Origin of the sequence: Mycolicibacterium parafortuitum, assembly GCF_010725485.1 — a bacterium.
In the GTDB taxonomy this organism is placed as follows: Bacteria; Actinomycetota; Actinomycetes; order Mycobacteriales; family Mycobacteriaceae; genus Mycobacterium.
This window is the reverse complement of the sequence record NZ_AP022598.1, coordinates 5,842,773-5,858,146: the sequence shown is the minus strand read 5'-3', so window position 1 is coordinate 5,858,146 and position 15,374 is coordinate 5,842,773. Positions and strand designations below refer to the sequence as shown.

At 68.6% G+C, this 15,374-nt stretch carries 9 protein-coding genes; all 9 read left to right on the top strand.

Annotated elements, in window-relative coordinates; all coding sequences use genetic code 11:
- Positions 1-43: 43 nt before the first annotated feature.
- The gene (locus NTM_RS27610; protein WP_163769206.1) at positions 44-1,066 is read left to right on the top strand and encodes a YlbL family protein; all 1,023 of its coding nucleotides are present in this window, start codon (positions 44-46) and stop codon (positions 1,064-1,066) included.
- 88 nt (positions 1,067-1,154) lie between these two features.
- Positions 1,155-4,151 (top strand): UPF0182 family protein, encoded by a 2,997-nt coding sequence (locus NTM_RS27605; RefSeq protein ID WP_163769205.1) that lies wholly within the window; start codon positions 1,155-1,157, stop codon positions 4,149-4,151.
- A 12-nt stretch (positions 4,152-4,163) separates the two neighbouring features.
- Positions 4,164-7,607 carry an ATP-binding protein gene (locus NTM_RS27600; RefSeq protein ID WP_179964016.1) on the top strand — a complete coding sequence of 1,148 codons (3,444 nt, stop codon included), beginning with the start codon at positions 4,164-4,166 and terminating at the stop codon, positions 7,605-7,607.
- Between the two features lie 195 nt (positions 7,608-7,802).
- A complete protein-coding gene (locus NTM_RS27595) occupies positions 7,803-8,423 on the top strand; it encodes a hypothetical protein (protein ID WP_104863201.1) in 621 nt (206 codons plus the stop codon).
- 218 nt (positions 8,424-8,641) lie between these two features.
- Positions 8,642-10,030: an FAD-binding oxidoreductase gene (locus tag NTM_RS27590; RefSeq protein WP_163769204.1), complete on the top strand. Its 1,389-nt coding sequence runs from the start codon at positions 8,642-8,644 to the stop codon at positions 10,028-10,030.
- A gap of 90 nt (positions 10,031-10,120) precedes the next feature.
- On the top strand, positions 10,121-12,076 hold the full coding sequence (gene htpG / locus NTM_RS27585) for a molecular chaperone HtpG (RefSeq protein WP_163769203.1): 1,956 nt from the start codon (positions 10,121-10,123) through the stop codon (positions 12,074-12,076).
- A gap of 200 nt (positions 12,077-12,276) precedes the next feature.
- Positions 12,277-12,948 carry a TetR/AcrR family transcriptional regulator gene (locus NTM_RS27580; protein WP_232079863.1) on the top strand — a complete coding sequence of 224 codons (672 nt, stop codon included), beginning with the start codon at positions 12,277-12,279 and terminating at the stop codon, positions 12,946-12,948.
- 99 nt (positions 12,949-13,047) lie between these two features.
- Complete coding sequence (locus tag NTM_RS27575) at positions 13,048-13,953, top strand: shikimate dehydrogenase (RefSeq protein WP_163769202.1); 906 nt, start codon at positions 13,048-13,050, stop codon at positions 13,951-13,953.
- Positions 13,954-13,979: 26 nt separating this feature from the next.
- Positions 13,980-15,365 carry an MFS transporter gene (locus tag NTM_RS27570; RefSeq protein WP_163769201.1) on the top strand — a complete coding sequence of 462 codons (1,386 nt, stop codon included), beginning with the start codon at positions 13,980-13,982 and terminating at the stop codon, positions 15,363-15,365.
- Positions 15,366-15,374: the final 9 nt, after the last annotated feature.

The window sequence follows — 15,374 nt, the reverse complement described above, 5'->3', positions numbered from 1 at the left end:
CACGCTGACAGTGAACTCCGCTCACACCTTTACTGTGGGCGGCGTGAACAGGCGGATTTCCACCTTGGTCGTCGCTCTGGTGCCGATCCTGATCTTCGGGATCCTGGCGTCGGTGGTGACGGTGCCCTATGTCGCGCTGGGGCCCGGGCCGACCTTCGACACGCTCGGAGAGGTCGACGGCAAGCAGGTCGTGGCGATCGAGGGCGCCGACGTTCACCCGACCTCCGGGCATCTGAACATGACCACGGTGTCCCAGCGCGACGGGCTGACCCTCGGGCAGGCGCTGATCTTCTGGGCGTCGGGTCGCGACCAGTTGCTGCCGCGCGATCTGGTGTATCCCCCCGACAAGTCGCGCGAGGAGATCGACGAGGCGAACACGCAGGACTTCCGGCGATCGGAGGACAGCGCCGAGTACGCCGCGCTGCAGTACCTGAAGTATCCGATGGCCGTCACCATCGAGAGCATCGACGAGGAGGGCCCGTCGAAGGGCAAGCTGCAGGCCGGCGACGCCATCGACGGAGTGAACAACACCCCGGTGGCCAACCTTGAGCAGTTCCAGGAGCTGCTCAAGGCCTACAAGCCCGGCGACACCATCGTCGTCGACTATCGCCGCAAGAACGCGCCGATGGGTTCGGCCGAGATCACCCTCGGCAAGCACCCGGACCGCGACCAGGGCATCCTCGGGGTGAACGTGCTCGACGCCCCGTGGGCGCCGTTCACCATCGAGTTCAACCTCGCCAACATCGGCGGGCCGTCGGCCGGTCTGATGTTCAGCCTGGCCGTGGTGGACAAGCTGACCACCGGCGACCTCAACGGCGGGAAGTTCGTCGCGGGCACCGGCACCATCTCCGGCGACGGCAAGGTCGGCTCCATCGGCGGCATCACGCACAAGATCCTGGCCGCCCAGGAAGCAGGCGCGACGGCGTTTCTGGTGCCCGCCGACAACTGCGCCGAGGCCAAGACCGCGGACGTGGACGGCATCGAACTGCTGAAGGTGGACACCCTGGAGCACGCGGTCGACGGCCTTCGGACGCTTTCCGCTGGTGGCGAACCTCCACGCTGCTGAGCGGGCTTGCTAGGGCGGGTGCGTAAAGTTAGGGCGGAGTAGTCGTTCCTGGACATCTGCTGGGAATTTCCGAGAGTGGAGTAGTCGAGTGGGAATGCGCCCCGCGGCGAAAATGCCGACGCTGACGCAACGAAGCCGGTTTCTGATCGCAGTCGCCGGGGTGGCCGTGCTGTTACTGCTGCTCGGACCGCGGTTCATCGACACCTATGTCGACTGGCTGTGGTTCGGCGAGCTGGGATACCGGTCGGTGTTCACCACCCAGATCGTGACCCGGCTGGTCATCTTCTTCGTGGTGGCGATCCTGCTCGGCGCGGTGGTGTTCGCGGCGCTGACGCTGGCCTACCGCACCCGGCCGGTGTTCGTCCCGACGGCGGGGCCCAACGACCCGATCGCGCGGTACCGCACCGCGGTCATGACCCGGCTGCGGCTGATCGGCATCGGCGTGCCCGTCGCCGTCGGCGTGCTCGCCGGGTTCGTCGCCCAGAGTTACTGGCAGCAGGTGCAGCTGTTCCTCCACGGCGGCGACTTCGGCGTCACCGACCCGCAGTTCGGGATCGACCTCGGCTTTTACGCCTTCGATCTGCCGTTCTACCGGCTCGTGCTGTCGTATCTGTTCGTCGCGGCGTTTCTGGGCTTCATCGCGAACCTGTTGGGCCACTACCTGTTCGGCGGGATCCGGCTGGCCGGACGCAACGGCGCGCTGAGCCGCGCGGCGCGGATCCAGCTGATCACGCTGGTCGGCGTCCTGATGCTACTCAAGGCCGTCGCGTACTGGCTCGACCGCTACGAATTGCTCAGTCACACCCGCAGCGGCAAGCCGTTCACCGGCGCCGGCTACACCGACATCAACGCGGTGCTGCCCGCCAAGCTCATCCTGATGGCGATCGCGGTGATCTGCGCGGTCGCGGTGTTCTCCGCGATCTTCCTGCGCGACCTGCGGATCCCGGCGATCGGCGTGGTGTTGCTGCTGTTGTCGTCGCTGGTGGTCGGCGCGGGCTGGCCGCTGGTGGTCGAGCAGATCAGCGTGCGCCCCAACGCCGCGCAGAAGGAAAGCGAGTACATCAGCCGCAGCATCACGGCGACCCGGCAGGCCTACGGCATCACCGACGAGGTGGTGAACTACCGCGACTACCCGGGCAACGCGACCGCGACGGCGCAGCAGGTGGCCGCCGACCGGGCCACGACGTCCAACATCCGGGTGCTCGACCCGAACATCGTCAGCCCCGCGTTCACCCAGTTCCAGCAGGGCAAAAACTTCTACTTCTTCCCCGACCAGCTCAACATGGACCGGTACCGGGACGAGGACGGCAACCTGCGCGACTACGTCGTCGCCGCCCGTGAACTCAACCCCGACCGGCTGATCGACAACCAGCGCGATTGGATCAACCGGCACTCCGTGTTCACCCACGGCAACGGGTTCATCGCCTCGCCGGCGAACACGGTGCGCGGGATCGCCAACGACCCGAACCAGAACGGCGGCTATCCGGAGTTCCTGGCCAGCGTCGTCGGCGCCAACGGTGAGGTGACTTCACCCGGGCCCGCTCCGCTGGCGCAGCCCCGCATCTACTACGGCCCGGTGATCGCCAGCACCGCCGACGACTACGCGATCGTCGGCGAGAACGGCCCGCCCCGCGAGTACGACTACGAGACCAACACCGACACCCGCAACTACACCTACACGGGCCGTGGCGGCGTGCCGATCGGCAACTGGCTGACCCGCAGCGTCTTCGCGGCCAAGTACGCCGAACGGAACTTCTTGTTCTCCAACGTGATCGGTGAGAACAGCAAGATCCTGTTCAACCGGGATCCGGCCAAGCGTGTCGAGGCGGTGGCGCCGTGGCTGACCACGGACACCACGGTCTACCCGGCGATCGTCAACGAGCGGATCGTCTGGATCGTCGACGGCTACACCACCTTGGACAACTACCCGTACTCGATGTCGCTGTCGTCGGCGACCACCGACTCGAACGAGGTGGCGCAGAACCGTCTGCAGCTCGACAAGCAGGTGTCCTACATCCGCAACTCGGTCAAGGCCACCGTCGATGCCTACGACGGCACCGTGACGCTGTACGCCCAGGACGAGCAGGATCCGGTGCTGCAGGCCTGGATGAAGGTGTTCCCCGACAGCGTGAAGCCCAAGAGCGACATCACCCCGGAACTGCAGGAGCATCTGCGCTACCCCGAGGACCTGTTCAAGGTGCAGCGCGCGCTGCTGGCCAAGTATCACGTCGACGATCCGGTGACGTTCTTCTCGACGTCGGACTTCTGGGACGTGCCGCTGGACCCGAACCCGACGGCCAGCAGCTACCAGCCGCCGTACTACATCGTGGCCAAGGACCTCGCCGAGAACAACGGTTCGACGTCGTTCCAGCTGACCAGTGCGATGAACCGGTTCCGGCGTGACTTCCTGGCCGCCTACATCAGTGCCAGCTCCGATCCCGAGACGTACGGCCGGCTCACGGTGTTGACGATTCCGGGTCAGGTCAACGGTCCGAAGCTGGCGTTCAACGCGATCAGCACCGACACCGCGGTCTCGACCGAGCTGGGACAGATCGGCCGCGACGGCCAGAACCGGATCAGGTGGGGCAACCTGCTGACCCTGCCGCTGGGCGATGGTGGATTGCTCTATGTCGCACCGATCTACGCGTCACCGGGTAACACCGACGCCGCATCGACGTACCCGCGTCTGATCCGCGTGGCGATGATGTACAACGACCAGATCGGTTACGGCCCGACGGTGCGGGACGCGCTGACCGATCTGTTCGGTCCCGGCGCCGACGCGACCGCGACCGGTCCCGCGACGACCGAACCGCCCGCCGCGGGTCAGTCCCAGCAGCGGCCGCCCACCGCGCAACCGCCGGGCAGGCCCGGCCAGGCCCCGCCGCCGCAGCAGGCGGAGGTTCCGGGTGCGGTGCCGCCGTCGGGTCCGACGCAGCTGTCGGCAGCGAAAGCCGCTGCGCTGCAGGACGTCAACTCCGCGCTCGATGCCTTGCGCAGTGCGCAGGAGGGCGGCAACTTCGCGGAGTTCGGCGAGGCGCTGCAACGCCTCGACGATGCGGTGACGAAGTACCAGGACGCCGAGTAGTCACCCCCGCCGGTGCGATATCGGTTGCTCGGGCCACTGCAGGTGGTCCACGGGGAGGGTGTGATCGATGTCGGCCCGCGCAAGCAGCGGGCGGTGCTGGCGGCGTTGCTGCTGGCGCAGGGCCGGGTGGTGTCGACCGATCGGCTCGTCGACGCGGTGTGGGGCGACGATGTCCCGGCCAGCGCGACGGCGAGCCTGCAGGTCTACATCTCCAACCTGCGCCGGGCGCTGCGCACCGGTGCCGGTGATCCGACGGCGTCGGTGGCGCAACCGATCGTGCGCCGGCCGCCGGGGTATTTCATCGACCTCGGCCCCGACGACCTCGACATCACGGTGTTCGGCGCGGCCTGCGGGCGGGCGGCCGCGGCGATCGAGGCCGAACGCTGGGCGGAGGCCCTCGCCGAGTCCGAGGCGGCGCTCGGACTGATCCGCGGCGAGCTGCTCGAAGACATGGGCGACGCCGACTGGGTCCGCGAGGACGCGGCGCGTATCGCCGAGATGCGCACCGAATGCGTTGCCGACAAGGTGATCTCGCTGCTGGCGCTGGGAAGGATCCCGGCGGCGTTGACGACGGTGTCACAGCTGTGCGCACTCGATCCGCTCGCCGACCGGGGTTGCCGACTGCAGATGCTCGCGCTCTACCGGGCCGGACGCGCCGCCGACGCGCTGGAGGCCTACAGCCGGTATGCGCGCCGGCTCGACGACGAACTCGGCCTCGAACCGGGACCGGAGCTGCGCGATCTGCAGACCGCCGTGTTGCGGCAGGCGCCCGAGCTGTCGGGGTGGCCCCGCTCGCCGGAGTGGACCGGCGCCGCGCCGGTGGTGTCCGCCGAGGTGGCCGCCGTCCGGACCGAGACGCCCGAGCCGGCGTCGCACCGCGCGCCGTTGATCGGCCGCAGGCGCGAACTCGCCACGGCGGCAGAGCTGTTGGAGCGGACCAGGGCAGGCGCGACGCGCTGGCTGGTGCTGTCGGGGCCGCCGGGTATCGGCAAGACCCGGCTCGCCGAGGAGATCGCCGGGCTGGTCACCGGCGGGGGCGGCGACGTCGTCTGGGTCAACTGTCCCGATGAGCGCGGCACCCCGCCGTGGTGGCCGATGCGGCAGCTGGTCCGGGCGCTGGGCGCCGACGCCGACGAGGTGCTCGCGATCCCGCCGCACGCGGACCCGGACACCGCGAGATTCCTCGTCTACGAACGGATTCAGCGACTGCTGGAGTCCGCACCGCGGTTGCGCGCGGTGATCGTCGACGACGTGCAGTGGTCGGACACCACCTCCGCGGCGTGCCTGGCCTACATCGCCGGAGCGCTGCGCGACCACCCGGTGCTGGTGATCGTCACGGTGCGCGACGGGGAGCACACGCCCGAGGTCGCGCGGCTGCTCAGTACGGTGGCGCGCGGCAAGGACAACCGGCTCATCGAGGTGCCCGCGCTGTCGTCGGAGGACGTCGCGGTGCTGGCGAACGAGGTGGCCGAGGAGGTCGTCACCGCCGACGAGGCGGCCCAGTTGGCCGACCGCACCGGCGGCAACCCGTTCTTCGTCTCCGAATACGCCCGGCTGCCCCGAGAAGAGCGCGCCGGCAACGAGATCCCGCACGCGGTGCGTTCGGTGCTGGACCGCCGCCTGGCCGCGCTGGATCCGGCGGTGATGCAGGTGCTGCGCGCCGCGGCGGTGATCGCCGATGTCCTCGACTCGATCACGATTCCGCTGCTGGCCAAGACCACGGCGCTGGATCTGGACACCTTGGCCGACTATCTGGACGAGGCAGCCGACGAACGCATCATCGTCTCCTCGCACACCGGTGAGGGCTACGTGTTCGCCCACGGGCTGCTGCGTGAGCAGGTGCTCACCGGGATGCCCGCGCTGCGCAGGCAACGCGTGCACGCCAAGGTCGCCGATGTGCTCGCCGACAGCGCGCTGCCGGACGCGCCGACCTGGCGTGCACAGCACCTCGTCGCCGCGCAGCCGTTGGTGGAGCCGACGGTGGTGGTGCAGGCCTGCCGGCTGGCGGCCGAAGAGGCGACGCAGCAATGGAGTTCGGACATCGCCGCGCGCTGGTGGCAGGCCGCGCTGGACGCCTACGACCGGCTGCCGGCGTCCGAACGCGACGACGCCGTCCGGGATGCGTTGACCGTCGAACTGCTGGAAGCACATTCGCGGGCCGGACGCGGGCAACTGGTGCTCGACAGCGTGCAGCGCTACCTCGGGGAGGCGCTGCGCACCGGGCGGGCCGCGAGTGCAGGCCGGGTGGCCAGCGCGCTGTTGCGGGCCAGCGGCGGATGGCCGTGGCTGGCGCCGGGCAACGATCCGGGGGAGTTGCTGACCCTGCTGACGCGGGCGGCGACGCTTTCGGAAGGGGAACCGGCGTCGGCGGCCCGGGTGCTGTCGGCGTTGGCCGTCGGGCATTGCTACCACCCGGATCCGGCGATCGCGCCCGGGCTGCTCGACCGCGCGCAGCGGCTCGCCGAGGACAGCGGGGATCCGGACGTGATCGCCGACGTCCTGGTGGGCCGGCTGATCACGTTCTCCGGAGTCGCGGCGCTGAGCGCACAGTCGCTGGAGTGGGTCGACCGGCTGAACTCGTTGGGACACAGCAGGTCTCGTGAGGACTCGGTGATCGCGCATTCGGTTGCGACGATGGCCGCGATGAACCTCGCCGATGTCGCCGCCACCGGCCGTCACGTGCAGGCCGGTATCGCGGGCAGCGAGGAACTGCGGTTGCCGGTGCTGCGCGCACAGTTGCGCTGGATGGAGGCCGTGCTGGCGGTGTGGCACGGCGATTTCGCCGAAGCCGAGCGGCATCACGCGATCGCCGCGCACGTCCACGAGCAGACCGAGTTGTACGAGGCGGGCAGCGGCCTGCTGGCGCGGGCCACGCTGCTGCGTGAGCGCGGCGGACCGGTGGAGCCGAGCTGGGAGGCGCTGGACGCGCAGGGGTCCGGCGGTCTCGGCATGGTCGGCGTGGTGCGAACCGGGGTGCTGACACTGCTGACCGGCCCGAAGGCGCACGACGAGGCGCTGGCGACGTTGCGGCGGTGGGCACAGGACACCGACCGCTCCCATATCTGGACGACGCTGGGGCATCACACCCTGCTGGCGCATCTGGCCGCCGATCACGGCCTCACCGAGTTCACCGATCTCTTGTTGGCGCACCTGGACCCGTATCGCGACCGGATCGCGGTGATCGGGCAGGTCGGGATGGCGGGACCGGTGGCGCTGGCGACCGCCCGGCTGCATGCGCTGCGCGGCGATGCCGAACGGGCGAGGGCGGACCTCGCGACCGCCCGCGCGATCGCCGAACGAACCGACGGCGTGCCGGCGCTGCTGCGGTGCCGGCTGCTGGACTGCGAGCTGGCGGGGCCGTCGGCGCAGCGCTCCGCGGACGCCGCCGCGCTGGCGTCTGAGGCCGCCCACGTCGGGATGGCCGCGGTCGCGGCCGCCGCGACCCGGCTGACCTGACCTACTGTCTCGCGAGACCGCCACCACGGTAGTAGTCACGCGGTCGCCACTACCGTGGTGGCGGTTTCGCGAGGCGGCGCGGCCTGAGCGGCCCGCAACGGCCGGTTCGGCCATTGCCCTGAGGTGTCCCGCGGAGGACGATGAGGACGTCCGGGCGGCGCCGCTGGGACGCTGCCACGTACTACGGAGGCAGATATGTATGCGCGTAGTTCGACCATCCACGCGCGGTCCTCGGCTGTCGAGAGCGGGATCGCCTACATCCACGACACGGTGTGGCCGGCGCTGACCGAACTGGACGGCTACATCGGCCTGTCGCTGTTGGTCGACCGGCAGACCGGCCGCTGCATCGCGACGACCGCCTGGGAATCGGAGCGGGCCATGCACGCCAGCAGGCCCGTCGCCGATCAGCATCGCGACCGCGCGGCGCAGATCCTCGGCGGCAGCCCCACCGTCGACGAGTGGGAGATCGCGGCGCTGCATCGCGACCACCGGTCGTCCCCCGGGGCCTGTGTGCGGGTCACGTGGGCGCGGGTGGCGACCGAGAACGTCGACCACGCCATCGACGGGTTCCGGCTGGGGACGATCCCTGCGCTGGAGGAGTTGGACGGCTTCTGCAGCGCCAGCCTGATGGCGGACCGCGATTCGGGCTTCGGCGTCGCGTCGGTGACGTTCGACAGCGTCGACGCGCTGCGCCACAACCGGGAGGCCCTCGACGAACTGGAGCTGATCACCGTGCGCGACGCCGGCGCCGAGGTACTCGACTCCTGCGACTGCGACCTGGTACTGGCCCACCTGCGCGTCCCCGAACTGGTGTAGCCGCCCCGGGTTTGCACCGCGAGCGCGCGTGTCTGACCGCCGACACGCCGCCCCGTGTGGCTTCCCGCGCGCGCTCGTCGCCACCGAGCGCGCGCAAAATCGCAGGTCACGCGGTAGGTTCCGCTTGGATTTTTCTTGGTGTCCGGCGCCAAGCGGCCGCCAAGACCGCTCGGCGATGCTGCTGCGCAACACCAGGAAGCCGAGAAAGGACCCTATCGATGACCGCACCGACGGATCTGAGCCGCGACGAGGCGCTGCGCACCCTGCGCGATCAGGTCACCACCCATGTCGCGCTGCCCGGTGAGCCCGGCTACGAGCGCTGCGCGCCGTGGAACGTGGCGGCACCTGTCAATCCGGCGGCCGTGGTGCTGGCGACGTCGCCGCAGGACGTCGCGGCAACGGTGCGCTTCGCCGCCGCCCACGGGTTCACGGTGACGGTGCAGGCGACCGGTCATGGCGCGGTCGGGATCGGACCGAACACCATCCTGGTGCAGACGTCGGCGATGAAGCGCGTCTGCGTCGACCCTCTCAACGGCACGGCGCGGGTGCAGGCCGGGGCGCGCTGGCAGGACGTCCTCGACGCCGCCACCCCGCACGGACTCGCGCCGCTGTGCGGATCGTCGCCGGGCGTCGGCGTGGTCGGCTACCTGACCGGGGGAGGGATCGGCCCGCTGGTGCGCACCGTCGGGCTGTCCTCGGACCATGTGCGCTCGTTCGAGCTGGTGACCGGGGACGGCCGGTTGCTGCGTGCCGCCCCCGACGAGAACGCGGACCTGTTCTGGGGTCTTCGCGGGGGCAAGGCGACGCTGGGCATCGTCACCGCGGTCGAGATCGAGATGCCCACCATCGCCGAGTTCTACGGCGGTGCACTGTATTTCGACGGGACCGAGGCCGCGACGGTGCTGCATGCCTGGCGCGCCTGGAGCGCGACGCTACCGGAGACGGCCAACACCTCGATCGCGATCCAGCAGCTGCCCCCGCTGCCCGGCGTGCCCGAACCGCTGGCCGGCCGGATGACGGTGGCGGTGCGGTACACGGCCGTCGGCGACCTCGCGGAGGGGGAGCGGCTGCTGGCCCCGATGCGCGCACCGGCGACGCCGTTGATCGATGCGGTCGCGGTGATGCCGTACGCGGCGATCGGTGCGGTGCACGCCGACCCGGTCGATCCGATGCCGTGCAACGAGGCCCACGCCCTGCTGTCGGAGCTGCCCGCCGAGGCGATCGACGCAATACTGGCGGCCGCCGGCCCGGAGTCCGGGTCGCCGCAGGCGTTGGTCGAGCTGCGGATGCTCGGCGGTGCGCTGGCGCGCGAACCCGAACACCGCAGCGCGTTCTGCCATCGTGACGCCGCCTACGCGATGACGGTCATCGGTGCGCTCGCCCCCGAGGTCGCCGGCGCCGTCGTCGAGCACGCCCACGCGGTCACCCAGGCCGTTTCCGCGTGGTCCACGGGCGGGCAGTGGCCGAACTTCGCGCCGTCCTACGACCCGGCACGTCCGGCACGGGTGTACAGCGAGGACACGCTGCACTGGCTGGCCGCCCTGGCCGACCGCTACGACCCGGCCCGGGTGCTGGCCACCGGGCAGGTGATCCGGACGCTGATCTGACGACGCCTCGGTGGCCATCAGCGCTGCAGGGCGGCCTCGCTAATATTTGTCTCCCGGCATTTGAGATCGCTTTGTCGAAGGAGAGGGCACATGGCACCGCAGTTCGAGCAGCTCGAATTCCAGGCGGAGGCACGGCAACTGCTGGACCTGATGATCCACTCCGTCTACAGCAACAAGGACTCGTTCCTGCGCGAGCTCATCTCGAACGCCTCCGACGCACTGGACAAGCTGCGGCTCGAAGCGTTCCGCAACAAGGACCTCGACGTCGACACCTCGGATCTGCACATCGAGATCGACGTCGACAAGGACGCGCGCACGCTGACCGTGCGCGACAACGGTATCGGCATGTCGCGCGACGAGGTGGTGCGCCTGATCGGCACGCTGGCGAAGTCGGGCACCGCCGAGCTGCGCCAGCAGCTGCGGGAGGCCAAGGACGCGAACGCCTCCGAGGAACTGATCGGCCAGTTCGGCATCGGCTTCTACGCCAGCTTCATGGTGGCCGACCGCGTCGAGCTGCTCACCCGCAAGGCGGGCGAGAGCGAGGCGACCCGGTGGGAGTCCACCGGCGAGGGTAGCTACACCATCGAGACCGTGGACCAGGCCGGTGGTGAAGTGCCCGTGGGGACTTCGGTCACGCTGCACCTCAAACCCGAGGACCGCGAGGACGCGCTGTACGACTACACGTCGGAGTGGAAGATCCGCGAGCTCGTCAAGCAGTACTCGGACTTCATCGCCTGGCCGGTCCGGATGGACGTGGAGCGCCGCACCCCGGCGGCCGAGGAGGGCGGCGAGGACACGGTCACCGTCGAGACCCAGACGCTGAACTCGATGAAGGCGCTGTGGGCCAGGCCCCGCGACGAGGTCTCCGACGAGGAGTACACGGAGTTCTACAAGCACATCGCGCATGCGTGGGATGAGCCGCTGGAAATCATCGCGATGAAGGCCGAGGGCACGTTCGAATACCAGGCGCTGCTGTTCATCCCGTCGCACGCGCCGTTCGACCTGTTCAATCAGAACGCCGCGGTCGGGGTGCAGCTGTACGTCAAGCGGGTCTTCATCATGGGCGACTGCGATCAGCTGATGCCGCCCTATCTGCGCTTCGTCAAGGGTGTGGTCGATGCGCAGGACATGTCGCTCAACGTCTCCCGTGAGATTCTTCAGCAGGACCGCCAGATCAGGGCGATCCGGCGCAGGCTCACCAAGAAGGTGCTCTCGACGATCACCGAGATGCAGACGGAGCGGCCGGAGAAGTACCGCACGTTCTGGACGCAGTTCGGCAGGGTCGTCAAAGAGGGTCTGCTGACCGATACCGACAACCAGGACACGTTGCTGCGCCTGTGTTCGTTCGCGTCGACGTTCAGCGACGACGAGCCGACGACGCTGGCCGGCTACATCGCCCGCATGCCGGAGGGGCAGACTCAGATCTTCTACGCCGCAGGCGAATCCCGTCAGCAGCTGCTGAACTCACCGCACCTGGAGGCGTTCAAGGCCAAGGGCTACGAGGTGCTCCTGCTCACCGATCCGGTGGACGAAGTCTGGGTGGAGTCGGTCCACGAGTTCGACGGTAAGCCGCTGCAGTCGGTGGCCAAGGGCGAGGTGGACCTCGACTCCGAGGCCGACAAGGAGGCCAAGGAAGCCGAACGTCAGGAGCGGGAGCAGGAGTTCGCCGACGTGATCGCCTGGCTGAAGGACACGCTCGGTGATCACGTCAAGGAGGTGCGGTTGTCGACCCGCCTGACCGATTCCCCGGCGTGCCTGATCACCGATACCTTCGGCATCACTCCCGCGCTGGCCCGCATGTACCGGGCATCGGGTCAGCCGGTCCCGGTCGAGAAGCGGATTCTGGAGCTCAATCCGAACCATCCGCTGATCGTCGGTCTCAGGGATGCGCACAAGAGCCGCGGCGCGGACGACGAACTGGCCGGTACTGCCGAATTGCTCTACGGCACAGCACTGCTCGCCGAGGGTGGAGCGCTGGAGGATCCGGCGCGGTTCGCCGGTCTGCTCGCCGACCGGCTGACACGCACGATCGGGGAACAGTTCTAGGCGGGACGGACGCCACCGCGATCTCACATCGAGTCGGAGCTCGCGTGGTGAGCGGAGTCGTCGTGGAAGCCCGCGGGCAGAGCGGTCCGCGGGCCGTCGCCGGCTGGAGAACCGGTCAGACGGCACAGGCGAGCCCTCTGTTGCTCGCCGTGGGAATGTCTGCGCCAGGGGCGGGCACGGTCGACAGTTAAGCTCGCGACGTGACCGGCGAGCCCCGCCCTGAGCTGCAGCGCGCTGAACTTCAACGCCCCGAACTTCAGCGCGATGCCGAGCGAACCCGCGCCGAACTTCTCGCCGTCGCGACCGAGGTGTTCGCGGAGTCCGGCTATTCCGGCGCGCGGGTCGACGAGATCGCCGAGCGCACCCGCACCACCAAGCGAATGATCTATTACTACTTCGGCGGCAAAGAGGGCCTGTACATGGCCGTGCTGGAGAACGCCTACCGAGGGATCCGTGAGGCGGAGCAGCGGCTGCAGGTCGATCACGTCGATCCGGTGGATGCGATGCGCAAGCTGGCCGAGCTCACCTTCGACCACCATCTCGACCATCAGGCCTTCATCCGCTTGGTGGCGATCGAGAACATCCACCGTGGTGAGTACATCGGGCGCCTCGACTCGCTGCGGAGTCTGGCTAAGCCGGCGACGTCGCTGCTGGACGAGATTCTCGCCCGCGGTCACGAGCAGGGGGTGTTCCGTGCCGACGTCGAAGCGCTCGACGTGCATCTGCTGATCAGCTCCTACTGCGTGTTCCAGGTGGCAAACCGCTACACCTTCGGGTTCCTGTTCGACGTGGACTTCACCGAGGCTGCGCAGCGCGCCCACCTGCGTCGGATGATCGGCGACATCGTGGTCGGCTGGCTCACCGCCCGCTGAGAAGCGACTTAGCTCACAGCCCATCCTTGACGAGACGCACGCCACAGTGCTGTACTTAACGTACGTACTAGTTAGTACATTAAGTAGAACGGTGAAGCAGTGGCACCCAGCCCGTACCTGGTCGGTCTCGTCGGACAAGGCGTCGGACCGTCTCTCACGCCGGCGTTGCACATGGCCGAGGCGCGGGCCCACGGACTCGACTACGTCTACCGCACCATCGATCTGAATGCGGCCGGACTCACTCCCGAGCGGATCGGTGAGATCCTCACTTGGGCGCGTGCCCTCGGCTTCGACGCTCTCAACGTCACGTATCCGTGCAAACGGTCGGTGATTCCGCACCTCGACCGGCTTGACGCAGGTGCCGCTGCGCTCGGTGCGGTCAACACGGTGGTGTTCGACCGGCGAGCGGTCGAACGAGGCGGCGATGTCACCGATGGCAGCACGGTCGGTTACAACACCGACGCTCCTGGCTTCGCCAGGGGATTCGCCGAAGGTCTGCCCGGCGCCGCCACCTCTCACGTGGTGCTGCTCGGCGCCGGGGGAGCAGGTGCAGCGGTCGGGCACGCGCTCCTCGACCTGGGCGCCGCGCATCTGACCATCGTCGACCTCGACGTCGAGCGCGCCACCGTCCTGGCCGGCGAACTCGCCGCGCGCCACCGCGACGCGCACGTCGACGCGTCGCCGTTCGACAAGCTCGCGATCCTGCTGCCGTCCAGCAATGGCGTGGTGCACTGCACGCCCACGGGCATGGCCGACCACCCTGGACTGCCGTTCGACGTCGGTCTGCTGCATCCCGGGCTGTGGGTGGCCGACATCGTCTACCGGCCCTTGGACACCGCGCTGCTCACCGCCGCTCGCCGGGCCGGTTGCCGGACGCTCGACGGAGGCTACATGGCGGTACATCAGGCGGCCATCGCCTTCGAGCTGATCACCGGGATCGTCCCGGACCCCGACCGCATGTCACGCCATTTCCGGACGCTCGCAATGCAATTCGCCACTCCGTGACTTCACCGAGGATGTAGGAGGAACCCATGAGCATCATCGACAGCAATCCACCCGGCAGCGGCCCGCCGGACCACGGGCCGTCAGACAGCGGCCCCGCCGGCACACCCGAACGGACGCCGAAGAAGGCCGCGCTGGCCAGCTTCATGGGCAGCGCCGTCGAGTATTACGACTTCTTCGTCTTCGGTTTCGTTGCCGCGCTGGTTTTCCCGAAAGTCTTCTTCCCCGAGGGCAACGACACGGTCGCGTTGGCGCAGTCGTTCGCCACACTCGGCGTCGCCTACATCGCCAGGCCCGTCGGCGCCTTCGTGATCGGTCACTTCGGTGACCGGATCGGGCGCCGCAACGTGCTGATGTTCACTCTCATCCTCATGGGTGTCTCGACCTTCGCGATCGGTTGCCTTCCGACGTACGACACGGCCGGGGTGCTCGCGCCCATCCTGCTGGTCACTTGCCGTCTGTTGCAGGGCTTCTCGGCCGCCGGAGAGCAGGCCGGCGCCAGCTCGCTGACCTTGGAACATTCTCCCGACAACCAGCGCGCCTTCTTCACGTCGTGGACGCTGACCGGAACGCAGGGCGGGCTGATCCTGGCCTCGCTCGTCGTCATCCCGATCGTCGCGCTGCCCGATGAAGACCTGTACTCCTGGGGCTGGCGAGTTCCGTTCTGGCTGAGCGCCTTCGTCGTTGTGGTCGCCTACTTCATCCGGCGTCGGCTGCACGAGACACCCGAATTCGAGGATGCCAAGAGCAAGGGAACCATCGCCCGGATGCCGCTGAAGCCCCTGATGCGCAATCACTGGCGCGACGTCTTGCGGGTGATTTTGTGCGCCTTCATCGCTGCGGTGTCAACGGTGTTCGCCAACCTGGCCATCGCCTACGGCAAGAAGATGGGGCTGGACTCGGACGTGACGCTGTGGCTGGTCGTGGTCGCGAACATCGTGGCACTGGGGACACAGCCACTCTTCGGAAAGCTGGCCGATCGCATCGGCCGCAAGCCGGTCTACATCTACGGTGCGCTGTCCTCGGCAGTGCTCATGCCGTTCTATCTGCTCTCGATGAGTAGTGGAAACACGCTGCTGATGTTCGCGTTGGCGATCGCCACGTTCTCGTTCGGCTATGCCGCCGCGAACGCGGTGTGGCCGTCGTTCTACGGCGAGATGTTCTCCACCCGAGTTCGATTCTCCGGGTTGGCGATCGGAACCCAGCTGGGCTTCCTCGTCGCGGGCTTCGCGCCGGCGATCGTGACGGCACTCGGTGGCGTAGAGGAGGGTGGCTGGGTGGTCATCACCATCTTCACCGCAGTGGTCTGCCTCATCGCGGCCGGCGCCGCGCTGACGGCGAAGGAAACCAAGGACGTCCCGACCGCGTTGCTGGGCAGGGCGCCCGGCTCCGCGCGGGAACTCGTCGACCACTGAGGAGCAGCG

Excerpts from the sequence above, each read along its gene's own strand:
- NTM_RS27595 (WP_104863201.1), top strand. The coding sequence starts at position 7,803 with ATGTATGCGCGTAGTTCGACCATCCACGCGCGGTCCTCGGCTGTCGAG.
- NTM_RS27590 (WP_163769204.1), top strand. The coding sequence starts at position 8,642 with ATGACCGCACCGACGGATCTGAGCCGCGACGAGGCGCTGCGCACCCTG.
- htpG (WP_163769203.1), top strand. The coding sequence starts at position 10,121 with ATGGCACCGCAGTTCGAGCAGCTCGAATTCCAGGCGGAGGCACGGCAA.
- NTM_RS27570 (WP_163769201.1), top strand. The coding sequence starts at position 13,980 with ATGAGCATCATCGACAGCAATCCACCCGGCAGCGGCCCGCCGGACCAC.